26 protein-coding genes are annotated in these 23,108 nt (G+C 70.0%); 12 read left to right on the forward strand and 14 right to left on the reverse strand.

Features of this window, described 5'->3' with window-relative positions:
- Positions 1–3: 3 nt before the first annotated feature.
- The gene (locus ADL12_RS48485; protein ID WP_062715640.1) at positions 4–915 is read right to left on the reverse strand and encodes a hypothetical protein; all 912 of its coding nucleotides are present in this window, start codon (positions 913–915) and stop codon (positions 4–6) included.
- Positions 916–992: 77 nt separating this feature from the next.
- Here ADL12_RS48485 and ADL12_RS48490 point away from each other — a divergent pair, with 77 nt between their 5' ends.
- Positions 993–1,286, forward strand: coding sequence for a zinc-ribbon domain-containing protein (locus ADL12_RS48490; protein WP_062715641.1), 294 nt, complete (start codon positions 993–995; stop codon positions 1,284–1,286).
- Between the two features lie 16 nt (positions 1,287–1,302).
- On the opposite strand, the gene ADL12_RS48495 is transcribed toward ADL12_RS48490, so the two are convergent.
- From ADL12_RS48495 to ADL12_RS48510, 4 genes are all read right to left on the reverse strand, one after another.
- On the reverse strand, positions 1,303–2,040 hold the full coding sequence (locus ADL12_RS48495; RefSeq protein ID WP_244188310.1) for a DUF2637 domain-containing protein: 738 nt from the start codon (positions 2,038–2,040) through the stop codon (positions 1,303–1,305).
- Positions 2,041–2,042: 2 nt separating this feature from the next.
- Positions 2,043–2,264, reverse strand: coding sequence for a hypothetical protein (locus ADL12_RS48500; RefSeq protein ID WP_062715642.1), 222 nt, complete (start codon positions 2,262–2,264; stop codon positions 2,043–2,045).
- Between the two features lie 87 nt (positions 2,265–2,351).
- Positions 2,352–3,560, reverse strand: coding sequence for an MFS transporter (locus tag ADL12_RS48505; protein WP_244188311.1), 1,209 nt, complete (start codon positions 3,558–3,560; stop codon positions 2,352–2,354).
- Positions 3,557–4,072, reverse strand: coding sequence for a Chromate resistance protein ChrB (locus ADL12_RS48510; protein ID WP_244188312.1), 516 nt, complete (start codon positions 4,070–4,072; stop codon positions 3,557–3,559). The genes ADL12_RS48505 and ADL12_RS48510 overlap by 4 nt, the downstream gene beginning before the upstream one ends.
- A 140-nt stretch (positions 4,073–4,212) precedes the next feature.
- Here ADL12_RS48510 and ADL12_RS48515 point away from each other — a divergent pair, with 140 nt between their 5' ends.
- Positions 4,213–4,653 (forward strand): GNAT family N-acetyltransferase, encoded by a 441-nt coding sequence (locus ADL12_RS48515; RefSeq protein WP_062715662.1) that lies wholly within the window; start codon positions 4,213–4,215, stop codon positions 4,651–4,653.
- A 53-nt stretch (positions 4,654–4,706) separates the two neighbouring features.
- Here ADL12_RS48515 and ADL12_RS48520 read toward each other — a convergent pair whose 3' ends face one another.
- Positions 4,707–5,435: an SDR family oxidoreductase gene (locus tag ADL12_RS48520; protein ID WP_062715643.1), complete on the reverse strand. Its 729-nt coding sequence runs from the start codon at positions 5,433–5,435 to the stop codon at positions 4,707–4,709.
- 193 nt (positions 5,436–5,628) lie between these two features.
- Between ADL12_RS48520 and ADL12_RS48525 the strand changes: the two genes are divergently transcribed.
- Both ADL12_RS48525 and ADL12_RS48530 read left to right on the forward strand, forming a co-directional pair.
- Entirely contained in the window at positions 5,629–6,108 is a 480-nt protein-coding gene (locus ADL12_RS48525; RefSeq protein ID WP_062715644.1) for an RrF2 family transcriptional regulator, read from the forward strand.
- A 218-nt stretch (positions 6,109–6,326) separates the two neighbouring features.
- Positions 6,327–7,451: an FAD-dependent oxidoreductase gene (locus tag ADL12_RS48530; protein ID WP_062715663.1), complete on the forward strand. Its 1,125-nt coding sequence runs from the start codon at positions 6,327–6,329 to the stop codon at positions 7,449–7,451.
- 56 nt (positions 7,452–7,507) lie between these two features.
- Here the strand turns inward: ADL12_RS48530 and ADL12_RS48535 are convergent, their stop codons facing one another.
- A complete protein-coding gene (locus ADL12_RS48535; protein ID WP_062715645.1) occupies positions 7,508–8,164 on the reverse strand; it encodes a DUF5701 family protein in 657 nt (218 codons plus the stop codon).
- 160 nt (positions 8,165–8,324) lie between these two features.
- Between ADL12_RS48535 and ADL12_RS48540 the strand changes: the two genes are divergently transcribed.
- On the forward strand, positions 8,325–9,644 hold the full coding sequence (locus ADL12_RS48540; RefSeq protein ID WP_062715646.1) for an FG-GAP repeat domain-containing protein: 1,320 nt from the start codon (positions 8,325–8,327) through the stop codon (positions 9,642–9,644).
- A 16-nt stretch (positions 9,645–9,660) separates the two neighbouring features.
- Here ADL12_RS48540 and ADL12_RS48545 read toward each other — a convergent pair whose 3' ends face one another.
- Genes ADL12_RS48545 through ADL12_RS48560 form a run of 4 tightly spaced genes read right to left on the reverse strand, consistent with a single transcriptional unit; the run spans position 9,661 to position 12,638 of the window.
- A complete protein-coding gene (locus tag ADL12_RS48545; RefSeq protein WP_062715647.1) occupies positions 9,661–10,272 on the reverse strand; it encodes a hypothetical protein in 612 nt (203 codons plus the stop codon).
- Between the two features lie 13 nt (positions 10,273–10,285).
- The gene (locus tag ADL12_RS48550; protein ID WP_062715648.1) at positions 10,286–11,029 is read right to left on the reverse strand and encodes a hypothetical protein; all 744 of its coding nucleotides are present in this window, start codon (positions 11,027–11,029) and stop codon (positions 10,286–10,288) included.
- Positions 11,026–12,327, reverse strand: a complete 1,302-nt coding sequence (locus tag ADL12_RS48555) for a hypothetical protein (protein WP_063806833.1) — start codon at positions 12,325–12,327, stop codon at positions 11,026–11,028. The genes ADL12_RS48550 and ADL12_RS48555 overlap by 4 nt, the downstream gene beginning before the upstream one ends.
- A gap of 5 nt (positions 12,328–12,332) precedes the next feature.
- Positions 12,333–12,638 carry a hypothetical protein gene (locus ADL12_RS48560; protein WP_062715650.1) on the reverse strand — a complete coding sequence of 102 codons (306 nt, stop codon included), beginning with the start codon at positions 12,636–12,638 and terminating at the stop codon, positions 12,333–12,335.
- A 204-nt stretch (positions 12,639–12,842) separates the two neighbouring features.
- On the opposite strand from ADL12_RS48560, the gene ADL12_RS55360 reads away from it, so the two are divergent.
- From ADL12_RS55360 to ADL12_RS48585, 5 genes are all read left to right on the forward strand, one after another.
- The gene (locus tag ADL12_RS55360; protein WP_062715651.1) at positions 12,843–13,928 is read left to right on the forward strand and encodes a hypothetical protein; all 1,086 of its coding nucleotides are present in this window, start codon (positions 12,843–12,845) and stop codon (positions 13,926–13,928) included.
- Between the two features lie 65 nt (positions 13,929–13,993).
- Positions 13,994–14,473 carry a nuclear transport factor 2 family protein gene (locus ADL12_RS48570; RefSeq protein WP_062715652.1) on the forward strand — a complete coding sequence of 160 codons (480 nt, stop codon included), beginning with the start codon at positions 13,994–13,996 and terminating at the stop codon, positions 14,471–14,473.
- Positions 14,474–14,691: 218 nt separating this feature from the next.
- Positions 14,692–16,080 (forward strand): FG-GAP-like repeat-containing protein, encoded by a 1,389-nt coding sequence (locus ADL12_RS48575; RefSeq protein WP_062715653.1) that lies wholly within the window; start codon positions 14,692–14,694, stop codon positions 16,078–16,080.
- A gap of 23 nt (positions 16,081–16,103) precedes the next feature.
- Positions 16,104–17,462: an FG-GAP and VCBS repeat-containing protein gene (locus ADL12_RS48580; protein WP_062715654.1), complete on the forward strand. Its 1,359-nt coding sequence runs from the start codon at positions 16,104–16,106 to the stop codon at positions 17,460–17,462.
- Positions 17,463–17,599: 137 nt separating this feature from the next.
- Positions 17,600–18,259 (forward strand): DUF5701 family protein, encoded by a 660-nt coding sequence (locus tag ADL12_RS48585; protein WP_062715655.1) that lies wholly within the window; start codon positions 17,600–17,602, stop codon positions 18,257–18,259.
- 230 nt (positions 18,260–18,489) lie between these two features.
- Here the strand turns inward: ADL12_RS48585 and ADL12_RS48590 are convergent, their stop codons facing one another.
- Positions 18,490–19,524, reverse strand: a complete 1,035-nt coding sequence (locus tag ADL12_RS48590) for a glycoside hydrolase family 5 protein (protein ID WP_062715656.1) — start codon at positions 19,522–19,524, stop codon at positions 18,490–18,492.
- A gap of 476 nt (positions 19,525–20,000) precedes the next feature.
- On the opposite strand from ADL12_RS48590, the gene ADL12_RS48595 reads away from it, so the two are divergent.
- Together ADL12_RS48595 and ADL12_RS48600 are read left to right on the forward strand one after the other, a co-directional pair.
- Positions 20,001–21,026, forward strand: a complete 1,026-nt coding sequence (locus ADL12_RS48595) for a hypothetical protein (protein WP_159053520.1) — start codon at positions 20,001–20,003, stop codon at positions 21,024–21,026.
- A 56-nt stretch (positions 21,027–21,082) separates the two neighbouring features.
- Positions 21,083–21,895, forward strand: coding sequence for an alpha/beta fold hydrolase (locus ADL12_RS48600; RefSeq protein ID WP_062715658.1), 813 nt, complete (start codon positions 21,083–21,085; stop codon positions 21,893–21,895).
- Here ADL12_RS48600 and ADL12_RS52230 read toward each other — a convergent pair.
- Both ADL12_RS52230 and ADL12_RS48605 read right to left on the reverse strand, forming a co-directional pair.
- Positions 21,873–22,052, reverse strand: a complete 180-nt coding sequence (locus ADL12_RS52230) for a DUF397 domain-containing protein (RefSeq protein ID WP_079052695.1) — start codon at positions 22,050–22,052, stop codon at positions 21,873–21,875. The genes ADL12_RS48600 and ADL12_RS52230 overlap by 23 nt on opposite strands.
- An 11-nt stretch (positions 22,053–22,063) precedes the next feature.
- Positions 22,064–22,909: a helix-turn-helix domain-containing protein gene (locus ADL12_RS48605; RefSeq protein ID WP_062715659.1), complete on the reverse strand. Its 846-nt coding sequence runs from the start codon at positions 22,907–22,909 to the stop codon at positions 22,064–22,066.
- Between the last annotated feature and the right edge of the window lie 199 nt (positions 22,910–23,108).

A 23,108-nucleotide genomic window follows, 5' to 3' on the forward strand; every position in this document is an offset into this window, starting at 1 on the left:
GCCTCAGGTGAGGGATCGGACCGACGTGGAGACGTACACGACCAGGACGAGGACGACGCTGCCGAGGACGCAGAGCATCTGCGGGACGCTCGGGGCGTGGCCCAGCAAGTGGGGAGTCCAGCCCCAGAACACCGCCGCGGCGGACGCGGCCCGCACGGTCTGGAAGGGGGCCGACCAGGCCCGCTCCTGGAGGTCTTCGGCTTCGGGTACAAGAGTGGACACGGTTCCCAGGGCGGCGCCGAAGAGCACGATGACGATGAAGGCGATCAAGGACTCAGCGGCCAGCTCGACGTGCTGGAAGGCCTTCCAGCGCAGCTCAGCGAGTGCGGGCAGGTCCTTGCTCTCGTTGACGTAACCGCCGAGGCCGGGGGCGGAGCGGGCCCACAGGACGTCGACCTGGGTGCCCTTGCCGGGCTTGTCGTACGTGTACGCGCCGCGCACGACGAGCCGTTCGGCACCGCCGGGCACGGAGATCACCAGCCGTGAGACGTACCCCTTCACGCCGCCTTCCTCGTCGGACTCCCCCCGGGTCGACTGCCGTTCCACCACCGTCGCGGTGCTGATCTCGGCACCCGCCTCGCGCAGGGCGTCGAGCTTCTCGCCGGCGTCGGGCGAGGTCAGGAGGGCGACGAAGAACGCGGCCGAGGAGAACGACACAAGCAGCCAGACCGCCCCCGTGCGGAGCCTGACCCAGACGTCACTCGCGAACGCGTCATCGTCGGGCCCGTCGCGCAGAACCCACAGCGCGACCGCACGCACCACCGCACATCCCACGGCGACGGCACCCCATACGAACGGCTCGTGCCAAGGCCGGGCCATCGCGGTGGCCCCCAGCAGCCAGGTACACGCGACGGCCGCCGCGATCCACCCCACGAGCGCGCACAGCCGTACGATCCACACCAGCGCAGTACCCACGTGCCCTCCCCGAAGGGGCGTCCCCATCGCCCGCCGCGGGCACTGTACGGCAGCAACTGATCAGAAAGGACCCAAGCATGATCATTTTCGGTACCAAGGGCTACCTCTACCAGCTGGCGATACTCACCCTGGTGTGCGGCCACTGCGGCAACCCCGCCGCGCACACGCTCAGGAAGCGCGTCACGAAGTTCACGCTGTTCTTCGTGCCGCTGTTCCCGATCTCGACGAAGTACGCGACGCAGTGCACCTTCTGCGGCACCGAGCAGAAGGTGACCGGGGAGCAGGCGGAGCAGCTCCAGACGCAGGCCGTCGCCGGCGGCTATGGCGGTCAGCAGCAGCACGGGCAGCCGCAGCAGCCGTACCAGTCCTGATCTGCCCCCTGCGCGGCTACGACCTCGGCGGCTTGGACCCGTTCACCGTGTCGGCGGCATGCTTGGGGCCGGGCCGCGACGAGAACTGGCCGACGAGTTCGCGAAAGCAGACCAGGGCGGTGATCGGCGGAATTCCGACGACCACCATCGCGAGCAGAGAATGCGGCGACTGGCCGATGCACAGTGCCACCGCCGTGCCGGAGGAAACGAGCATGACGGCCCAGGACCGGCGAGCAGTTCGGCGCTGAACGGATGCTCGCAGAATGGAGAGCCCGGCCAGCAGCCACGGCCCGTACACCGTCAATGGCCACCAATGGGCCAGTTTCGGCGAGACCACAAGCAGCGCGATGGAGCGCAGCTGATCGTACGAATACGAAATGGACCAGGTGAGCATCGTGCCCGCACACAGGGTGATGAGTGTGACCAGGACCGCGACAGTGATGAGCTTCGGGTTTCTGGGAAGGACGTGGGCGCTGGGCTGAGGGCGCCGTCGATGGACCGGGCGGGACGAGGGCTTGTTGCGGTCCGGCAGGGGTGGAGCGGGAGCAGAGGCAGGGGCAGGATCCAGGCCCTGCGTCGTCAGGCCCGGAATCGTCAGGCCCTGCGTCGTGTTCAGCATCTGGGCCAGCTCTTCGTCCAGATCCCAGCCGCCCGACGACGAGATCGCCGAATCAGGGACGTGCCAGAGGTTCTGCATGTCGAGCTGCTGAGTGTAATGAGGCTGTTCGCCCACCGCGTCGTAGTCGGTTCTCATTTCTAGAACCTCTCCCCCTCCATTGCGGCCCGAAGATATTCATTCTCCATACGGCTGATGGTTCTGAGGAAGTCATCGAGCAGATCCGAGCAGTGCGTGATGCTTTCCGCAGTGGTCTGATCAGCTGCCTGCCGCAAGCGGAACGGATGATCCTCATCTGCATGTGTTTCCCGCCAAGTCACGCCCACATCAACGAGCGCCACGCCGTGCAGGACATCTGGCATTCGGGGGAATATCCGTCAACGGTGATTATCGGGAATATCCAATGACAGGGCCCGGCCGGTGAAATTCAGAATATGTATGACGCGGTGTTATTGATGACCGGCGTCCGCGGCACGTCGCCGAGTGGCGAGGGCGAAGGCGAGGGCGAGGGCGGGGCCGGTGGCGAGGAGAAGGGCGAGGGCGGCGTAGCCGTAGGCGAGAGTGGCCAGGGACGCGACGGCGGCGACCAGCAACGGGCCGCCCGCGTCGCCGAGCTCGCGGCCCAGCTCGGCGGAGCCCATGGTCTGGCCGAGCCGTTCGGCGGGGGTGGAGGCGGCCAGGGCGGCGAAGCCGAGCGGGGTGATCAGACCGGTGCCGATGCCGATCAGGGCGGCGGCGAGAAGGACACCGGTCAGGCCGGGCAGCATCGCGCAGGCCAGTCCCACCGCCGTGATCAGCAGCCCGGCGGTGAGGCCGGCGCGGACGGTGAGGCGGCCGTCGTCCAGGGCCCGCCCGGCCTTCGGCTGTACGACGGCTGCACAGGCCGCCAGCACCGACACCGCGGCGCCGGTCGCGACCGTGCCGAGCCCGGCGGCGGCGCCGGAGACCGGCAGGAAGCCGACGCCGACGGAGAGGGCAGCGGTCGCGCCGGCCAGTGCCGCCGTGGGCCGCAGGAAGGCGGGGTCGGCCAGCCGCCGGGCGAGGTCCAGGACTGTCTGCCGCTGCTTGGGCAGCGGGGGTACGTGCGGGACGGCGAGCGCGGCCCAGAGTGCGACCGTCACGCCGAGTACCGCCAGCACGCTGAACAGCAGCCGCAGGCCGCCGGCCCAGACCAGGACGCCGCCGAGCAGCGGGCCCAGGGTGTAGCCGACGGACTTGTAGAAGCCGTAACTGCCGAACGCCCGCCCGTGCTTCGCCGCCGGGTTCAGCCGGGCGACCAGCGCGGACGCGGACGGCGAGAACGCCGAGGCCGCGGCGCCCTGACCGAGCCGGGCGGCCCAGAGCCAGCCGGGGCCGTCGGCGACGACGTACGCGGCGGAAGCCACCGCGAACGCGACGAGGCCGCCGAGCAGCACCGGGCGCGCGCCGATCCTGTCGGCGAGCGTGCCGAACAGCGGCTTGAGGACGACCTCGGCACCGTCGTACAGCGCGAGCAGGCCGCCGAGGACGAGCAGCGAAGTCACGGCGTCGTCGGAGTGGCCACCGAGGTTGGCGGCGATGCCGTGCGCACCGAAGGCGGTGGTGAAGCCGGCGGCGTAGAGGGGCCACATCTGGGTGGCGGAGGCTGGGGCGGCTTGTGGGTCCGGCGTCGCGGTCATGTGTCGTCGCCGTCCTTGGGCTGCGGAGTCAGGTCGGTCGGCGTCACGTCGGTCGGCATCCGGTGCTCCGGCATCCCGTGCTCCGGTGCCTGGTGCAGGGCGGCGAAGACGCGCTCGGCGTAGTCCTCGCACGCGGCCACGCACCCCTTGAGCCGCTCGCCGGCCGCCGCGGACTCGGGCGCACCGAACACGTCCCTCGCCGTCAGATCCCGGTGCCAGCGGCGCAGCCGCTCCAACGACTGCTGCTCTTCCTCCAGTTCGGCCAGCGTGAACTTGGCGATACGACTGCATCCGACAGCGGCTCCGCCGCGGGCCCTGGCCAGCTCACGCTCGAACTTGCCGCAGTCGGCGAGGAACTCGGCCCAGTCCGCGGAACGGGCAGCCGTGAACATGGTCCGCAACCGCCGCCCGTCCTGCACCCCACGCCCGGTCGCCGTCAGCGACACCGCCTCTCCCCCGGCCCGCTCGGTCAGCTCCAGCGCCCGGGCGATCCCGGCACCGAACACCGGCACGTCCGGTGCGCTCCGTCCCGCACGTCGCTGCCCCCGACTCCGTCGTCCTCAGTCACACATCGGAATGTAGCGACTGTTACCTCCATGAGGGAGGGGTACGACCGGGCCGGAACCGCCGGGTGCGGGCTAGCGTGGCGATCATGGCGGACTGGGGTATTCGGCAGGCATCGGTGTCGGACGTCGAGGCGGTGGCCGAGCAGCGTGCCGTGGTGCTGCGGGCGGATCTGGAACGGCTCGGGCGGTACGACGAACAGCGGGTGCGGCAGCGGCTGCGGGACGGATTCGATCCGGCCCACACCTGGGTGATCGAGGTGGGCGGCGCGTTCGCCGGCTGCGTGGCGCTGCGACCGGCCGACGACGCCCACTGGCTGGAGCACTTCTATCTCGCCCCGCATCTTCAGGGCAGCGGCATCGGCTCGGGCGTGCTGCGCGAGCTGCTGGAACGGTGCGACCGCCGCGGTGTCCTCGTCCGGTTGAACGTGCTGCAGGGCAGCGCGGCCCGACGGCTTTACGAGCGGCACGGGTTCACGGTCGAGACCGAGGACGCGGTGGACGTGTTCATGGTGCGCCAGCTGGACTGAACGGCGTCAAACGGGCCGAGCGACAGTGCCGTCAGGATCCGGAGCAGTCACCCTCAGGAGAGCCAGTCGGCGTAGCGCGTGGGGGCGAGTTGGGCGTCCCTGTCGGTGAGGACGTCGCCCTTGACGACGGCGAACATGCCGGCGGTGGGGTCGGTGACGACCGTACGGCTGTCGCCCTTGTGGGACAGGGTGATCCGGCCCAGCTCATCCAGGGGGAAGATCTCGGGGCCGCCGATGTTGAGAATGCCGTTCAGCGGGGCACCCGCGGCGACGTCCGTCACCGCCTGGGCCACGTCCTTGGCGGCGATCGGCTGGATCGGCGTGGTGGGCAACCGGACGGTGTCGCCGTCGGCGGTCCAGGACAGGACGGCGTCCATGAACTCCATGAACTGCGTCGCCCGGACGATCGAGTAGGGGATCGGGCCGGCCGCGAGGAGGGTCTCCTGGAGCGTCTTGGCGCGGTAGTAGTCCAGCTCCGGCACCTGGTCCGTGCCGACGATCGAGAGGATGACGAAGTGGCCGACGCCGCCCTTGTGGGCCGCGGCCAGGAGGTTGTCCATCGAGGTCTGGAAGAAGGCCGGGGACGCTTCGTCGAACGTCGGGGAGTTCGTCAGGTTGACGACGACATCGGCTCCCGCCACCGCCTCGTCCAGTCCCTGGCCGGTGATGACGTCGACTCCGGTGGACTGCGAGTGCGGTACCGCCTCGTGCCCGGCGGCGTTCAGATTCCTGACGACCTGCGACCCGATAAGTCCGGTACCGCCGATGACCGCGAACTTCATGACATGCCTTTCGTCGGTGGGATATCCGCAATGTGGCATATGGACCACCGCGTGGGTGTGGCATCTACCAAACTCGGACACCTTCTGTCCGGGACTATACTCGGACATCTCCTGTCCGAGTCAAGTACCCGGGGAGGAGAGAGCCTGGTCGGACAGCCTGGCTGGAGAGCCTGATTAGAGTGGTCGAGTGAAAATGTCCGGCGGAGTCGAGTGGGCCCTGCATTGCTGCGTCGTGCTCACGTCGGTCGACGAGCCCGTCCCGGCGACCAAGCTGGCGGAGCTGCACGACGTGTCGCCGAGCTACCTGGCCAAACAGCTGCAGGCCCTCTCCCGGGCCGGGCTCGTGCGCTCGGTCCAGGGCAAGGCGGGCGGCTACGTACTCACCCGGGAGGCCGCCTCGATCACCGTGCTCGACGTGGTCGAAGCGGTCGACGGCCCCGGTCAGGCGTTCACCTGCACGGAGATCAGGCAGCGGGGCCCGCTGGCCACCCCGGCCGAGGCGTGCACCACACCTTGCCCCATCGCCCGCGCGATGGCCGGGGCGGACGCGGCCTGGCGAGAAGCGCTGCGCGCCGTCTCGATCGCCGATCTGGTCCAGGACGTCGGCGCCACGTCCGGCCCCGCCGCACTGAGTCGCGTCGGCGCGTGGCTGACGACGTCGCCGCAGGCCTGAGCCCCTGTTTCGGAGACCCTGGCGGGTCCGTGCGCTGAGCCTCTTTCTGGCCGATCGGCGCTTCCACACCCGGGGTGTTCGGGCCGCGGAGCCGCCGTGTCGGTCGGCTGTCGTGGCTGTCGGTGCGGTGTCGGCGGGTTGTCGGCGGAGGGCTGGAGTCTGCCTGGAGTTCCTGCCGGATGCCCGTCCGGCAGGCGTGCGACAGGCAAGGGATCATCATGACCACTGACATCACGATCATCGGCGCCGGACTCGGCGGACTGACGCTCGCCCGTGTCCTGCACGTCCACGGCATCCCGGCCACGGTCTACGAGGCGGAGGCGTCACCGACGCATCGTTCGCAGGGCGGGATGCTCGACATCCACGACTACAACGGCCAACTGGCCGTGCAGGCGGCCGACCTGATGGACGAGTTCCGCGGCATCGTCCTGGAGGGCCGCCAGGCGATACGGATCCTCGACCGGGACGGGACCGTCCGGCTCGACCGGGCCGACGACGGCACGGGAGGACGCCCCGAGGTGCAGCGCGGCGAGCTGCGGCAGATCCTGCTCGACGCGCTCCCGGCCGGCACCGTCCGGTGGGGCCACAAGGTCAACCGTGTCCATGGCCTCGGCGAGGGCCGCCACGAAGTGACGTTCGCCGACGGCACCACCGTCGTCACGGGCCTCCTCGTCGGCGCGGACGGCGCCTGGTCGCGGGTCCGGCCCCTGCTGTCCACCGCCACCCCCGAGTACACCGGCATGTCGGTCGTCGAGACCTACCTGTACGACGCCGACACACGGCACCCCGCCACCGCGAAGGCGGTCGGTGGCGGGTCGCTGTTCGCGCTCGAGGCGGGCCAGAGGCAGATCGTGGGTCACCGGGAGAAGGACGGAACCCTCCATGCCTACGTGATGCTGTCCGAGCCGCTGGACTGGTTCGCCGGTATCGACTTCGCCGATGCCGCCGCGGCCACCGCCCGGATCGCGCGGGAGTTCGCCGGCTGGGCGCCGGAACTCACCGCCCTGATCACCGACAGCGACACCGCCCCGGTCCTGCGGCCCCTCTACACGCTGCCGGTAGGACACCGGTGGGATCGGGTGCCGGGAGTGACCCTGGTCGGCGACGCCGCCCACCTCATGCCCCCGAACGGCGAAGGCGCCAACCTCGCCATGCTGGACGGCGCCGAACTCGGTGAGGCCCTCGCCGCGCACCCCGACGACGTCGAGGCAGCGCTGGCCGAGTACGAGCAAGCGCTGTTCCCTCGCAGCGCGGCGGTCGGCGAAGCCGAAGCCGACGTCCCTGACCACCCCACACTCGAGGACATGATCAGCTTCTTCACGGGGGACGAGCAGACCCCATGAGCCGAGAGAGGCGCCTGGCCCTGGCCCGTGCCTCGCCTGTGCCTAGTGCCTAGTGCCTAGTGCCTACGGCCCGTGGCGGAGGCGAAGCCCAGCCACGTATGGCGGTTGCCCCACCAGCACCAGCCGACCTTCGGGGCGTTGCGCCGCTCGCGGCCGTCACGCCCCGTGCCGTTGCTGATCCAGATCGCCGGGGTACGGGCGTCCAGGGCGCCGTTCGCCTTGCGCAGCCGGGAGCCGATGGTCATGAAGCAGCGGTTGCGCTCAAGGATCGCCGGCTGCTGGAGCACCCAGTGGATGCCTTCGGTGAGCAGCAGCGGGGTGCGGTCCTCCTCGGTGAGGGCGGGCAGCGCCTCCTCCGGGCTCCAGTTGGCCATGCGGTCGCCGCGGTCGAGGCCGGTGACGACATAGAGCGGGGCGTCGGGCAGCTCGACGGTGTCGGGCGCGAAACGGTCGACGTCGGGCATGTCGACGACGACGAAGCCGGGTTTGCCCTCGTGCCGAAGCAGCGGTGCGAGGGCGGACGCGGGGGCGCGGTCCGGGTGGACGGCGAGCAGAGAGTCACTGCCTCCGTTGTCGGCACCCTCGGCGAAGGCGCGTAGCTCGTCGGCGGGTATCCCCGCGAGCTCGTGCACCCCGAGCTCGATCAGTCGCTCCGCCTGGGCGGTGAGCAGCGGGAGCGAGGTCACGGTGGCGTTGGACGAGCTGTCGGTCACAGTCACAGGACTCCTCGGTTGGCGGCAGCGGGCGGACCTGGGATCAACGGGGCGGTCTGCCGGAATGTCCCGGCAATCGCACCCGCACAGGGTCTGTCGCCCCCTCTCGAACGCGTGCATGATTACTCAGTTGTTGACCCTGGTGCTGACGAGGTGAACGGTGCGCACGCGAAGAAGCGGGAAGTGTACAGCGGCCAGGACCGGCACCCTCGGCACCCTCGGCATCCTCGCCCTGGCCGCCTGCGGCCCCACTCAGCACAGCGACAACGCCGAGCCCGCTCCGCACACCCCGGCCCGGATAGCCGACGCTCCCGCCCGGCTCCCCGTCCCGCACGGCAAGGGCAGCAAGACCCCCGACGACTTCAACGGCGACGGCCACCGCGACCTCGTCCTCAACGACCTGGTCAAGTCCCAGGCCCACGCCGACGACCCGGGCATCGGCATCGTCTACGGCGGCGACCGCGGACTCACCCCCGGCGCAAGGCAGTTGCTCAGCCCTCAACGCCAGGCAGCCCCGACCAAGGGCCAGCTCCCCGCCGTCTTCGACGCGGAGGCGACCTGCGACCTGAACGGCGACGGCTTCACGGACCTGGTCATCTCCACCGACCCGCCCTACGACGGCCAGGGCCAACCCCCGGTCCCCCTCCAACTCCTCTTCGGCTCCCCGAACGGCCTCACCGGCAAGGCGGTCAAACTCACCATCCCCGCCTCCGCCCGCGCCGGCAACGACTGGCCGGACCAGCCGGTGTGCGGCGACTTCGACGGCGACGGCGCACAGGACCTGGTCGTCCACGCCTCCGAAGTCCAACTGACCTTCCTCCGCGGCCCGTTCACCCGCACGGGCAAGCCCCGTGCCGCGGCCGCCCCCATCCCGGCCCCCGGCAACGCCCCCACGGGCCCGGCGGCCGACGTCGACCACGACGGATACGACGACCTGGTGGTCCGTACGGCACAAGGCACCGGCACATCAGCAGTGGTCCTCGGCGGCCCGGCCGGCCCCACCCGCACAGGAGTCACCCTCCCCGCCGGCATCGACGTAGCGCTCGGAGCCTTCGGCAAGGGCAAGACCACCCTCGACGCGGCGATCGGCACGATGGACGGGACCGCCCTGCGCTACGACCTCCCGACAACCGCCGCACGCGGGGCCCTACACGTCCCCGGCTCCGTGCTCGACGCAGGCGACTTCGACGGCGACGGACTGAGCGAACTCGTCTCCAGCGGCTCGCAGTTGCGTGTCTTCCGAGGCCGTACGGCAGGAATCGCGACGGCGGGCATGGTGACCGTGCAGCCGCCCGCGCAGGGCACCACGCGCGTCGTGACGGTCGGCGACTACGACGGGGACGGCCGGGCGGACCTGGTGGTGCGGACGTTCGCCGGCGAGACGAAGGACACGGTGGCCGTGTACCCGGGGACGAAGAAGGGGCTGGTGGCGGCGGAGCCGTCGGTCAGGTTCTCCAGCTCGGGGTTCCTGGAGCGGTAGCCACGCCCGGACCCGCTCAGTCGGCGACGCGCGCTCCGATGGCCCGGGCGCGGCGGCGGGCTTCGGGGCTGAGGCCTTTGCGGCGGGGAGAGGTGCGGTAGTTGTAGGCGGTGGGCTGGGCGAGGCAGCTCAAGCCGCGCAGGCCGGGCTTGGCCACCACGCAGGCGAAGCGTGGGTCGCCCGCATACCAGAGTTCGTCGTCGTAGTCCTTGAGGGCCTCGTGGGTCCAGGACCTGAACAGCCCAGCAGCCAGTTTCAGCGACACCGTCGTCTCGGGCTTGTCCGGGTCGGGCAACACGAAGACCGCCTTGCCCTTGTTGATCCGGACGGCACCCGGCTGCTGACGCCAGGGGTAGACGGCGAGGATGCGCCGCATCCGCACCCCCTTGGCGAGTCGGTTGAGGGCCTGGCTCGCCAGGACTGTGATCGCGAAGAGAACGAGCACCATGGGAACCACCGCGGCCACGGGCAGCAGGAGGGTGACGTACAGCGCCCCCACCCACAACGCCACCCAACCGAGCGCCTTGGCCAGGTTCCACGCCGTCCAGCGGTGGAGTGCGCTTCGGGTGCCCGGTGTGTCCCATGCCACCGGGCCGTCGAAGCCCTGCTTGTCGAGGTTCATGGTCATGTGCCCGTCCCGGTCAGCCGAAGTCGGAGGCGATGTCGCCCGCGATGCCACCCGTGCCGTCGGGCCCGTCACCTCGTGCGGCGCGCTCGATCTCCGGCATCGGGTCGTGGAAGGACACCGTGTGCGCGATGCCCGCCATCATGTCGCGGTAGTGCTTCCGGGAGCCCACGGCCGTGCTGCTCAGCGTCAGGACGCCCAGCTGTGTGCCCGAGGGGGCCGGGATGTAGAGGGTGCACTGGTAGAGGTCCTGGCCGGGTACGCCCTCCAGGTCGGGCATGGTGATCAGGGTGTCGGAGAGCGACGCCGGACGACCGCCCGGCAGCGTCAACAGCTCGACGTTCTCGGTGCTTTCGCGCAGCGAGGCCGCGCGCACCGCCGTGATCTTGGCCGGGGCCCAGTCGATGTCCTTGAGCGCCACCGTGAACACGGACATGGCGGAGGTGCCGTTGTCCGCGATGTGCATGCCGAGCGAGCAGGCGATGACGCCCTCGCTCCGCATCCGGGCGGTCATGAACCGGACGTCGCGCAGGGCGCCCGTGTACCGGTCCCGCTGGTCTTCGGGGGCCAGGCCGAGGACCAGTTCCATCGCCTGATCGAGGTACGTCTCCTGCTCCGAGCCCGGTTCGGGATCGAGGGCGTCGAGGGGGACGTTGAGGTACCCGGCCGGCAGTGCGTACCAGATCTTCGAGCTCGGGTCTCTGGCCGAGTCGTCGATGACCAGACGCAGCGGCGGCTGCTCGGCGGCTTCCTGTGTCATCGCAGCACCCTCGCGACATTGCCGATGACCGCCACGGCACCGGGACCGTCGAACAGACCCGCGCGGGCCGCGTCGACCCCGGTGGCGGTGTTCTTGCCGGCGTCGCTCTTCAGGGCGTCGATGTTCTCGGCGGCCAGTCCGTAGCCGGCCGTGACCACACCCGTGATCGGCGAGACGTAGTCCATGCCCGCTCTGACGGCCTGGCTGCCGCCCGCCGCGTGCGCCACCAGGTCTCCGACGGGGTTGTAGGAACCCGCGGTCGCGATCCGGCCGGCGGCCGTGACGGTGTCGTCGGCGAACCGGCCGAGGAACTGCCCGGCGCTCACGGCCTCGGACGCGAACCGCGTCGACTGGACGGCACCGTTGAGACCGCGGCTCACGGCGCCCACTCCCGGCACCGCCCCCAGCGCGTCACCGACGAGCCCCACCGAGTTCTCCCAGAAGTCCGCGTCGAACTCGCCCTTGGTGAACCCGTCCGCGAGCGAGGCCCGCACCTTGGGATCGGCGAGCCGGGAGCCCATCGTCGCCAGGCTCAGCGCACCGGCCGCCAGCAGCATCGCGATCCCGAACGGTCCCGTGCACAGCAGCGCCAGCAGCCCCGCCACCGCCGCCAGCACACTGAGGATGTTGGTGAGGTTGTCCCCGATCCAACTGAGCGCCTTGCTCAGCCACCCCGGCTCCTCGGGCGCCAGATCCTTCGTGGCGTCCTTCAGCTTCTTCGCGAGGTCGCGCGCGACGTCCTCGTGCGTCCCCTCCAGCTCCCGCGCCTTGCGCATCACCTCGTCGAGGGCGCCCTGCGCTTTGCTGACGGCGGTGACGGCGTCGCTGAGCCGGGAGTTGGCCGCGTTCAGCCGGGCCTGCGCGGCCTGAAGCTCGGGGCCCTCCTGGAAGGTCTGCCCCGCGAGCTTGAGGTCGGGGTCCTGCTGGGCGCTCTCGTGCCGGGCGTTGGCGGTCTTGAGGTCGCCCTTGTGGTCGGCGGCCTCGGCGTCGTACTTGTGCGCCAGCTCCCGGCGGCTGGTCAGCCCGCCGTGCCAGGAGCCGAGGTGCCCGGCCGCCTTGGTCAGCGACGTGTGGGCGTCCTTCATGTACTTCGGCAGGTCGCCGTCGAGGGCCTCCCGGAAGCCGACGGCGGCGTCGCCCTCCCAGAAGCTGGACTCGCCGAGGAGCTTGTCGATCTTCTGATACGCCGTCTGCAGCGCGCTCGCCGAATTGACGAGCTGCGTGCGGAGCTTCTCGACCTCGCCGGGCTCGCCGGGGACAGGGTTCCACCCCAGGTGGACGTACGGGTTCTGTGCCACCGCAATCACTTCCCCGCAGCCGCGGCGCGCTTGAAGCTCTCCTCCAGGGAGGTCTCCACTTCGCGGTAGTTGTCCGTGTTCTTCTGGAGCCCCTCGGTGAGCTTGCCGATCCGCTCCTTGATCTGCTCGTTCCCGTACTTCCAGCGCTCCTGGAACTCGTCACACGCCTCGTCCAGCTCGGCCGTACCGATCTGGTCGGCCCGCACGTGCTGGAGAGCGGTTCGGACCTGCTCCAGGCTGTCGTGGGCGCTGCTGAGGTCCTTGGTGAACGCGGCGAGCTGATCGATGTCGGTCTTGAACTGGTCCCCCATGCAGGCCCTCCCCTTCGCGCCTTCGCGGTCGCACCGGCAAACGACAGCGGCGATCGAAGGCCCGATCATGCCATGGAGGAGTGAACGCCCTGTGCCGAGGTTGCGAAGGTCGCTCGGAAGCTCAGGCCGCCTCGGGAACCGCGGAGGGGCCGGGCATGCTCTGCCTTGTAGGCCCACTGAATACGGGGAATACGGGGGGGTGTCGTGAGCCAGGTGCACTACAGCGAGCAGTCATGGAATCCGCTGGCCCGGACCGTGGAGCTGACTGAGGACCGGCTGCGCAACGGCGGCAGGTCCACGCCGCTCAGTGAACTGAACCTCGGCGCCATGGCCGAGGCGTTCCAGCGCGGGTGCTGGCTCGGGGGCGGCGGGTCGGAGCGCCCGCTGCAGCGGCTGGCGCACGGGACCGGGGTCGTTCCCGTGACCCGCGTCACCGGCACCACCACTCCGGTGCGGGTGCGGCAGGCGGCCGAGTTCGCACACCGGCTGGGTGAGCTGGCGGTATGGCGGTGCGGCGGGCCCGACCAGGTGGCGGCCCTGGCAACCCTGGCCCGGGCCGAGGGTGTACCGCTGTGGATCGCCCGGCGGATCGCGCCGGGGCCCGCCGGGCCGATCGCCGTGGCGGTGGACCGGCGCCTGGTGCGCGTGGACGTCTGGGGGCCGCACGCTCCCGCCGTACGGATCCGAGCCCCGTACGGCTTCCGCCGCGACGCCCCCGGCCTTTCCCAGGGCCTGCGTCTGACGATCGGCGACGCCACGGCGGAGCTCGAACTCAGGAGGAAGCTGCGCAGGTCCAAGAGTTCCGTGGAGGTACGACTGCCAGGGCAGCACTGGGTGCTGCGGCGGGAGAACGCGGTGAGCTCGCGGCTGCTGTGCAACGAACGACCCGTCGCCCTGCTGGAGCGGCCCCCGCGCCGACCGGTGCTGGAGCCGGGCGCGGTGCTGCGGCCGCTGTCCCCCGTGCGGTACGAGAGCCCCGACCCGCTGGATGCCGTCATGGCGCAGGCCTTCGCCGTCGCCTTCGGGCTCGGGGACACGACGGGCTGGGCGCGGTTCCGCTCGCAGCGGCGCCCGCTGGACGGCGGTGAGCCGATCGCCCTCGACGACTGGTGGGACCGCGCCTGGTTCAGCAACCTCGGGAACAGCAGCGCCGACAACGAACCGGGCGGCGGCGACGGCTGGGGCGGGGACGGCGGAGGTGGCGGCGACAGCGGTGGGGGCGACAGTGGTGGGGGCGACAGTGGTGGCGGCGGAGATGGTGGAGGTGGTGGTGGAGGTGGCGGCGACTAGGAACTGGCCGTGGCTCGAAGAAGACACCTTGACCTCAAGCATGCTTGAGGAAGGAGTCTTCCGTCATGGACACCGAAGAGATGCAGCGACAGTTGCAGGCCCTGACCGACCGTGCTGAGATCACCGACCTGATGGACCGCTACCTGCGTTCCCTGGACGACGGGGTCTTCGACGAGGAGTGGGCTCGCACGTTCCACACCGAAGACGTCACCGCGGAGATGCCCATCGGCACCGTCCATGGCCGCGACGCCCTGATGGCTCATGTCCGGCGGGGAATGGCGCTGTTCGACCGAACCGTGCATCTGGGCACCAACACCGTCATCGAGGTCGACGGTGCCCGGGCCACTGTCCGAGGCGCCCAGCTCAGCACCCATGTCCTGGCAGATGGCTCGGGCGATGTCTTCATCTCCGCCGGCCATGCCGACACCGAACTGGTCAGGACGGCTGACGGCTGGCGGATCTCCGCGGCAGCACTGCGGGTGGTGTGGACCCAGGGCACTCCTCCACGGCTGCCGGACGACTTCACCCCAGCCCCCACGGCCTAGGCCCGGGGACGACAGCCGAAAGGCAGCCCGCCTCATCCACCTCATCCGCCTCAGGAATTTCCCGAACACTCGTACAACCCTTACGCCCCTCCAAGGGTCTCTTGATCGCCGATCACCCGGTGAAGCCGAGGACGACTCCCGGCGAACGCGGGCAGACCGGCACCCCACCGACTGCGGATGCCCCGCCAGGCATCCCCGCATGCCGCAGGAGACCCCGCATGCACCAGCACCACCCCCTGCGCCTCGCCCTCGCGACGGCCACCACCGCCGCGCTGGCAGGCGGTCTGCTCACCTTCACGGCGGCCACGCCGGCGACGGCCGCGACCGGGCAGTACGCGGCCGACTTCAACGGTGACGGCTACAAGGACGCCGTCGCCTCCGCCACCCAGGCCCGGGTCGGCGGGATGTGGTGGGCGGGTGCCGTCGGCATCGCGTACGGCTCGTCGAGCGGTGTCGGCCGTACCGCGTCCGTCAGCCAGAACACCACCGGTGTGCCCGGCGCGGCCGAGGACTACGACGCCTTCGGCGAGGCCGTGGCGGTGGGCGACCTCAACAAGGACGGCTACAGCGACCTCGTGGTCGGCGCCCCGTACGAGACGGTCGGCGACGACGAGCAGGCCGGTGCCGTGGTGATCGTCTGGGGCTCGTCGACCGGTCTGAAGGGGGCGACCACCGTCAAGGACCCGGCGCCCACCAAGCACGACCGCTGGGGACAGGCCCTGGCGGTCGGCGACTTCACGGGTGACGGCAGGCCCGACCTCGCGGTGGGCGCCACCGGCACCACCCAGTGGATCATCAAGGGCGGCTTCACCAAGTCCGGTACGACTGGCGCGAAGATCACCTACACGACGACATGGGCCGGCAGCAGCGGCGTGCGCCGACTCGTGTCCGGCAAGGTCAACACCGACACCAAGGCCGATCTCGTCGTCGGCGGCCGCAGCAAGCTCTCCTCCGAGAACTACCTGGACCACAACCACCTCTACTTCGGCACGACTTCGGCCCCGACCAGGCAGCGCGAACTTCCGTACGGCACCCAGCTCACCGTCGCCGACTTGAACAAGGACGGCTACGGCGACGTCGTCACCGGCTGGACCCAGACCGCGACCGGCGGCACGATGGCGGGCAACGGCCCGGCGGTCGTGTCGTACCTCACCTCCTCCGGCGTCTCCTCCACGCTCCAGCTGCCGTGGCCCGGCATTCCGTCCGTCGGCGACGTCAACGGCGACGGCCGCAAGGACCTGGCGCTCGGCGACCCCGACGACTCCACCGAAGCCGGCGTCGCCGGGGCCGTCCACCTGCACTACGGCGCAGCCGCGGGCCTCACCACGGACGCCGTGACCCTCACCCAGAACTCCGCCGGTGTGCCCGGCTCCGCCGAGATGAACGACTTCTTCGGCGAGAGCACCCTGCTCACCGACCTGAACAAGGACGGCAAGGCCGACCTGGTGACCGCCGCGAACGGCGAGAACGACTTCGACGGCCTCGTCACCGTCCTGAAGGGCTCGGCCTCGGGCATCACGACGTCCGGCGCGACGACGTACGGCCCGAGCGCCTTCGGCATCTCCACCGGCGACGACCCCCGACTCGGCATGATCATGGCCGGCTGAACCCAAGGAGCACCCCCTTCCCCATGCACAGAAACACCTCGGCGGCCCTGGCCGCCGCCCTCCTCACCGCGGGCCTGACCCCGCTGGCCCTGAGCGCCCCGGCGTCCGCCGCGGTCGCCAAGCACTACGACGACTTCAACGGCGACGGCTACCGGGACGTGGCGTACGGCCACTACTACAAGGGCATCTCCGGCGCCGACGGCTGGGAGGGCGGCGCCGTCAACGTCGTCTACGGCAAGGCCGGCGGCCTCGACACCTCCCGCACCCAGGTGATCCACCAGGACAGCCCGGGCGTCCCCGGCACCGGCGAAGAAGACGACATGTTCGGCGAGTCGATGACGAGCGCCGACCTCAACAAGGACGGCTACGCGGACCTGATCGTCGGCAACCCGATGGAGGCGGTCGGCAGCACGCAGTACCGCGGCTCGGTCACCATCGTCTGGGGCTCCGGGTCCGGCCTGTCCGGCGGCACCAGCGTGGCCCCGAAGTCCGGCGCCGGCAGCTACTTCGGCCGCGACCTCGCCACCGGCGACTTCAACGGCGACGGCTCGCCCGACCTCGCGGTCATCGGCGGCGGCGAGGCCTGGCTGTACCGCGGCGGCTTCACCAAGTCCGGTACGACGGGCAGCGTCAGCAAGATCGACAAGACGGGTCAGGGCTGGTACTCGTCCGGCCTCGCCGCCGGCAAGGTCAACGGCGACGGCAAGACCGACCTGGTGGTGCTCGGCGAGCAGTTCATCGACAACAAGCCGGTGCCCCGCGTCTGGTTCCTCAAGGGCGCCTCGGGCGGCCTGACTTCGGGCGCCTCCAAGACGTACATCAGCGCCCCTTGGACCGCGGCGATCGGCGACTTCAACAAGGACGGCTACGGCGACATCGCCGTCGGCCTGCCCGACAACAACAGCGGCAAGGGCATCGTCAGCGTCTGGCGCGGCACGTCCTCCGGGCCGAGCGGCTCGATGACGTACAACCAGGCCAGCTCCGGCGTCTCCGGCAGTCCCGAGGCGGACGACAACTTCGGCTACGCCGTCTCGGCCGGCGACACCAACGGCGACGGTTACGCGGACCTGGTGGTCGGCGTGCCGCACGAGGACGTGAACGGGATGGCGGACCAGGGCGGCGTCCACGTGTTCCGGGGCGGGTCCGGCGGCCTGAGCGGTTCGCGGTCGTCGTGGATCCCGCAGACGGTTCAGGGTCGTCCGGCCGACTCGTACGAGTCCTTCGGCTCCGCGCTGCGCGTGCGCGACGTGACCGGCGACGGCAAGGCGGACCTGGCCATCGGCGCGGCGAACGTCAGCGTGCTGCTGCGCGGTGCGAGCGGTGGGCCGACGACGAGTGGGCTGACGGAACTGCCGGAGATGAGCGGGTCGTTCAGCGACTGAGGTGACGTATGAGGGCGGCGAGTCCGGTGCGGTGGTGGTGATCACCGTCCCGGGCTCGTCTCTTTCGCGGCGGGAACATACCGACAGACCGCCTCGTTGACCTCAGGCCAACTGCTGCCCACGAACCGAGGAGAGCCTTGCCCGACACCTCGACCACCCCCACCCTGCCCCCTCTCCCGCCGCTCGCCACCCAGGCAGAACACCTGATCGCGCTCGGGGTGCACGAGCTCGCGGGGATATCCGCCGACGAGATGCGCGCCTTCGCCGGGAACGCCGGCGGCGGAGACGGTGCCTCCCTGCTCGCCGTCCACCCGGACCGCGCCCCCGCGTCCGCCCTCGCACCGCTGCTCCGTCACGACGACAAGCCCGGTTTCGTCGTCGTCGACATGCCCGACGTGGACGACTTCGCTCCCGACACAGTCGAGCTGCCCGACGCGCCGCTCTACGTCGTCACCGGCGTCGACCGCGGCGACCACATGGCCAACTGGAGCCCGGAAGAGGCGCTGCCGGCACTCACCAAGGAGGACCGCACGCCGTTGCTGCTGACCGAGGGCATCCACTGGGTGCTGCAGCAGCCGTCGGCTCTCGAACGCAACCGCTGCTTCATGACGATCGGCTCCCGGCTCCGCAAGGCGAACGGCACGCTGGACGCCCGTACCCCGGCGATCTGGATCAGCAACGGCACGGGGCGCGATGGTCGGGAGCGGCGCAACGCCCCGAAGGTGGGCTGGTGCTGGTGGGGCAACCGGCATACGTGGCTGGGGTTCGCGTCCGCGACGGGGCGCGGTACGGCTTAGTTCGTCCGCAGGTGGCGTATGAGGGCGGCGAGTTGGGCGCGGGTGGCTTCGAGTACGGTGCCGGGCCCGTCGCTTTCGCCACGCGGACTTCACGGTGGCGGCCGGGTTCCAGGACGAGGTTGGCGACTTCCGGGCGGGCCTGACCGGCTGACCTGACGGCTTACGCCGGAGCGCCCTCGCGGCTCAACCACGAGGGCGCTCCCGGGGATCGTGTCGGTTATCCCGTCGGCTTACTGCCTCCAGGCCCAGTGCAGGCGGTCCAGCCCGCTCTGGTTGTTCAGCTGCAGGCTGAGGTCGGTGCCCGTGCCCTGGAGCGTGGTGAGGGAGTAGGTGTCTCCGTTGCGCAGGCCGGGCCAGTAGACCGAGCCGAGGCCCAGCTCACGGATGGTGTCGGTGGCCGCCTGGATGTAGGCGATCTCGCTGGAGCCGTTGATCGGCCCGTTGTAGTTCAGGCCCGAGGTCATGGTGGCGCCGAACTCGTCGAGGATGGTGCGCGCAGCGCAGTCGCCGATGCGCGCCTTGAAGTCCTGCTTCCACTGCTCGGAGCTGGTCCAGTCGGTGTGCCAGAAGCCGTAGTTGTGCAGGGCCAGCCGTGTGCCGTTCAGCCGGCTGTCGGCACACACGGGCTTGACGTCCTCGCTGTACTTGACCCCTCCGACGAGGATCCGGTCACGCGGCACGGCGCGGTGGGTCGTCACCCAGCGGGCGGCTGTGTCGCGCCACTCCTGGGAGGTGTAGCCGAACGGCTCGTTCATCGGCTCGAAGTACACCCGGGAGTTGCCCACGTAGGCGGAGGTGATCCGCGCCCACATCTGGTCGTAGGCGGCCTGGTTGTCGATCTTGCCGTCCTTGGCGTTGTCGGCCTCCCAGTAGCCCAGGATGACCTTGAACCCCTTGGCGGTGGCCGCGTCGATTGCTCCCTTGTACGACTTCCAGAAGGGGCCGTTGACGGACGTCGGGTTGACCGGCAACCGCACGGTGTTGGCACCCAGCTTGGCAAACCCGCCGATGATCGCCTTGGACTTGGCGTAAGTGGTGGCATAGCTGTCGGAAGCCGACAGCCCCGAAGGCACGACCGCGTCATCGGCGAAGTTGTCGCGCGGGTCGGCCCAGTTGACCCCACGGAAGTCACTGACGGGGATCACGGCCGCCGCGCCGGAAGTGGCGGAGGCGGATGCGGGGGAGGCGAGTGCTCCCCCGAACGCCGTGGCACAGGCCAGCAATGCGCCGAGGCAAGCTGTCCGGCGATGGTTCTTTCGTGGCACGGCGTCCCCTTCTGAGCAGTTGCGTTCGCGAAAACTCGCAGACACGGTCGGGCGGCTCAATGGCTCCCGCAAACTAGAAGATGATCCGAACAGGGGTCAACACATCTGCACACAAAGTTTCATTATGAATCTCGAACGGTCAGGGCTGGTCGCGCGGGGCGCCTCGTCGATGCGACCGCTCGGCGTCCCGGTGCGACCGCTCGGCTTCCCGGTGTGATCACTCAGCCGGGTGATCCCGGGCACCTGATCAGCGGGAAAGAGGCCGGCGCACGGTGTGGCCGTGACGAAGCGCCGCGAAGGGCCCGTAGGTTGCGCGCGTGGTCAGTACCTCGCTCACCCCACAGGCATTTCCCCGCACTGCAGCGTCCAGCGATCCTCAGGCGTCCAGCGCGCGTTCCTGGTGGGCCGGCGGGCTGTGTGTGGCAGCCCTTTTGCTGGCTGCCTACACGGGGTTTCGGCTGCCGTCGCTCTGGTCCGTGACGCTGCAGACGACGTCACTGGCCGACGGGTTCCACCGCCGTTTCCTCGTCGCCACCGTGCTCCATCCGTTCGCCGAGTGGGCCGGGAACGCCTACTGGTTCCATGCGGCGTTCTCGTTCGGCGTCCTGGCGCTGCTGCTCGCCGTCATCGTCACCACGGTGGTGCGCGCCACGACGCCGGTCCGGCGATGGCTGCCGGTGGCGTTCTTCCTTCACCCGGCGGGCGGCTACCTGTTCCATGAGGTCGGCTACCTCGACCAGGTCCTGTTCCTTCTGCTGTTCGTCGCTCTGTGGCTCGGCCGCCGCGGCCGGTGGTGTACGGCGACGCTGGTGATGACGCTGGCGCCGACGACCCATGAGATCAGTGCGCTGACCGTGATCCCGGTATGGCTGCTGGCCGTATGGCACTCGTCGCTGCCCACGCGCACCGCGCTCGCAGCAAGCATCCTGCCGGTGGCGGTGAACGCACTGGTGTTCGCCGCGCCGCCTGCGGCTCCGGGAGCGCGGGAACATCTGATCACGCGGATCAGTGAGGGCGGCTGGAACTGGCGCGCAGACGCGCTCGCGCTCTTCTTCCGCACGCAGGCCGAGAGCTGGAGTGCTTACGACCCGTGGAACATCGCGCTGTTCCTGACTCCGCTCGTCCTTGTCGTCATCGTGGTGACGGCCGTCGTCATCGGCCCCGGCCACGACGCACGCAGCTGGGTGACACGCTCGCTGGCCGTGGGCGCGAGTGGCGCGCCGTTCCTGCTGTCCTTCGGCGGGTGGGACCAGCACCGGTGGGCGTTCCTGCTCTGCGTGAACCTCGTCCTCGTGGCTTGGGTGTGGTGCGACGGCCGCGAGAACATGAAGCGTGCGGTGGTCGCACTCGGGCTGGGACTCTTGCTGATCACACATACGCCCATGGACTACTTCGACGGGTTCAAGTCCGTGCCGCTGACCGGTACCGCGTTCAGGTCCTACGGGCAGGTAGCGCACCCAGACCCCCAGGGCGGTCCGTTTGATATGCCACTTCGCTGGTAGCAAGCAGCAGGGGGTCAAGGCCTGGCGATCCCCTGGCGAACCCCTGGAGGTCCGACATGGCATGGTCCGAGCACGTGGTGGTGCGAGACGGCGTCCGACTTGTCTGCCGGGACTGGGGCGGGCCGGGGCAACCCGTCGTGCTGCTGCACGGCCTGGCCGGTCACGCGGGTGAATGGGACGGGTTGGCCTGGCGTTTGAGCTCCCGGTACCGGGTCGTCGCAGTCGACCAACGCGGGCACGGCGCCGGCGAACGGCACCCGCAGGACGTCTCCCGCGCCGCCTACGTCGCCGACGTCATCGCGGTCGTCGAGCAGCTGGCGCTACCGCGACCTGTCCTCGTCGGCCAGTCGCTGGGCGGACACACGGCGATGCTCACCGCCGCCGCACATCCCGGGCTGGTCCACGCCCTCGTACTCATCGAGGCCGCCCCCGGCGGACCGAACCCCAACGCTCCCGCGGACATCGGCGGCTGGCTCGACTCGTGGCCGACACCGTTCCCCTCACGCGAAGCGGCTGCCGCGTTCCTCGGTGGCGGACAGGTCGGCGCGGGCTGGGCCGCCGGGCTGGAGGAACGCGAGGACGGATGGTGGCCTCGCTTCGACCGGGAGGTGATGGTCCGCTCGCTGGCGGAGAACGCCCGGCGGTCCTTCTGGCGTGAGTGGGGGCAGGTCGCGTGTCCCACCCTGGCCGTCCTGGCCCAGTCCAGCATCATCCCTGCGCGGGAAGTCGACGAGATGCTCGGGCAGCGGCCCGACACCGTGTCCCTGAGCATCCCGGGCACCGGGCATGACCTGCACTTGGAGCAGCCTGAGGCGTTGCACGCCGCGCTCTCAAGGTTCCTTGAGGTCAAGCACGCAGGTGGCGTATGAGGGCGGCGAGTTGGGGACAGGAGGTTTCGAGTACGGTCCCCGGATCGTCGCTCTCGCGGAGGAGGACGGTGCCCTGGCGCGCGGCGAGCTCCACGCAGTCGGCGTCGTCCCCGCCCCCTGAGAACGAAGACTTCTGCCAGACGGGAACTTCTGCCATGTCGGGGCCTCTCAAAGGTTCTGAGCCAGATTCCAGATGAAGTCCTTCGACTCTACGACTCCGAGCGCCTGCTTCTGCACCTGTGCGAACCCACGCCGATACCGGTCGAGCTGTGCCTCCGCATCCAGGTAGTTGCCCCCATGCGGGGTGTCCATGAGAACCGTGTCCAACTGCGGCACACGACCGCCGACGATCGTGGGGGCGTACCCGATCCGGAAGCCGTCCATGTCGAACGGAACGACGCGCACGGTGACTTGAGGGCGCACTGTCTGCTCCAGGATGTGCAGCAGTTGTCGCTTGGCGATGCCGCGATCGCCGCTCCTGATGCGCAGGGCCGCCTCGTGAATCACCACCTCGCAGAGGAAGTCCTCACGGTCAAGAACCTCCTGTCGCCGCAGCCGGAACTGCACCCGAAGCTCACGCTGCTCCCCGCTCGTCCCCCACGTGGTGTCGCTGTAAATCGCCGTCGCATGTTCCTCGGTCTGCAGCAGGCCAGGGACGAACGCGAACTCGAACGTCCTCAAGTGCTGCGTGTGGTGCTCCAGTTCCGCGAGGTTGAGGAACCCACGCGGGAGCTGGCCGCGATACTCCTCCCACCACCCACGCACCCGCTCCGTCGCCATCTCGGCCAGCGCATCCACGAGTGGGGTCTCCGCATCGCCGTAGAACCCGGCCAGGAACCGCACGCGCTCCGCACTGACACCCACCCGGGCTGTCTCGATGTTGGACAATTTGGCCTCGTTGATCCCCGTCGCCCGGGCGGCTTCCCGAAGGCCCAGCCCCGCCCGCTCTCGGAGCTTGCGCAACTCCACACCCAGGCGTTCCTGCCGCACGGTGATGACACTCCTCGCGACCATCTGCCCCTCCTTTCCCGCTAGTTGGCAGCACGACATTCCGGGATCAGCTTGACCCGAGTCAAGTTAAACCCCTACCGCCAGTGATGCACCAACCACTCCCCGGAGCGGAAGTGCATCGCCGCGCCCTGCCACCGCGTGGTCGACGGAGCCACCGCCCCCCCCCACCCACCGTAGGGAGAACTCATGCCCCCCACCTGGG

This window comes from Streptomyces regalis, assembly GCF_001509475.1.
Classification (GTDB): Bacteria; Actinomycetota; Actinomycetes; order Streptomycetales; family Streptomycetaceae; genus Streptomyces; species Streptomyces regalis.

Excerpts from the sequence above, each read along its gene's own strand:
- ADL12_RS48545 (WP_062715647.1), bottom strand. The coding sequence starts at position 10,272 with ATGACCATGAACCTCGACAAGCAGGGCTTCGACGGCCCGGTGGCATGG.
- ADL12_RS48500 (WP_062715642.1), bottom strand. The coding sequence starts at position 2,264 with ATGCCAGATGTCCTGCACGGCGTGGCGCTCGTTGATGTGGGCGTGACT.
- ADL12_RS48525 (WP_062715644.1), top strand. The coding sequence starts at position 5,629 with ATGTCCGGCGGAGTCGAGTGGGCCCTGCATTGCTGCGTCGTGCTCACG.
- ADL12_RS48600 (WP_062715658.1), top strand. The coding sequence starts at position 21,083 with ATGGCATGGTCCGAGCACGTGGTGGTGCGAGACGGCGTCCGACTTGTC.
- ADL12_RS48605 (WP_062715659.1), bottom strand. The coding sequence starts at position 22,909 with ATGGTCGCGAGGAGTGTCATCACCGTGCGGCAGGAACGCCTGGGTGTG.
- ADL12_RS48550 (WP_062715648.1), bottom strand. The coding sequence starts at position 11,029 with ATGACACAGGAAGCCGCCGAGCAGCCGCCGCTGCGTCTGGTCATCGAC.
- ADL12_RS48490 (WP_062715641.1), top strand. The coding sequence starts at position 993 with ATGATCATTTTCGGTACCAAGGGCTACCTCTACCAGCTGGCGATACTC.
- ADL12_RS48575 (WP_062715653.1), top strand. The coding sequence starts at position 14,692 with ATGCACCAGCACCACCCCCTGCGCCTCGCCCTCGCGACGGCCACCACC.
- ADL12_RS48495 (WP_244188310.1), bottom strand. The coding sequence starts at position 2,040 with ATGAGAACCGACTACGACGCGGTGGGCGAACAGCCTCATTACACTCAG.
- ADL12_RS48530 (WP_062715663.1), top strand. The coding sequence starts at position 6,327 with ATGACCACTGACATCACGATCATCGGCGCCGGACTCGGCGGACTGACG.
- ADL12_RS48505 (WP_244188311.1), bottom strand. The coding sequence starts at position 3,560 with ATGACCGCGACGCCGGACCCACAAGCCGCCCCAGCCTCCGCCACCCAG.
- ADL12_RS48560 (WP_062715650.1), bottom strand. The coding sequence starts at position 12,638 with ATGGGGGACCAGTTCAAGACCGACATCGATCAGCTCGCCGCGTTCACC.
- ADL12_RS48515 (WP_062715662.1), top strand. The coding sequence starts at position 4,213 with ATGGCGGACTGGGGTATTCGGCAGGCATCGGTGTCGGACGTCGAGGCG.
- ADL12_RS52230 (WP_079052695.1), bottom strand. The coding sequence starts at position 22,052 with ATGGCAGAAGTTCCCGTCTGGCAGAAGTCTTCGTTCTCAGGGGGCGGG.
- ADL12_RS48580 (WP_062715654.1), top strand. The coding sequence starts at position 16,104 with ATGCACAGAAACACCTCGGCGGCCCTGGCCGCCGCCCTCCTCACCGCG.
- ADL12_RS48520 (WP_062715643.1), bottom strand. The coding sequence starts at position 5,435 with ATGAAGTTCGCGGTCATCGGCGGTACCGGACTTATCGGGTCGCAGGTC.
- ADL12_RS48570 (WP_062715652.1), top strand. The coding sequence starts at position 13,994 with ATGGACACCGAAGAGATGCAGCGACAGTTGCAGGCCCTGACCGACCGT.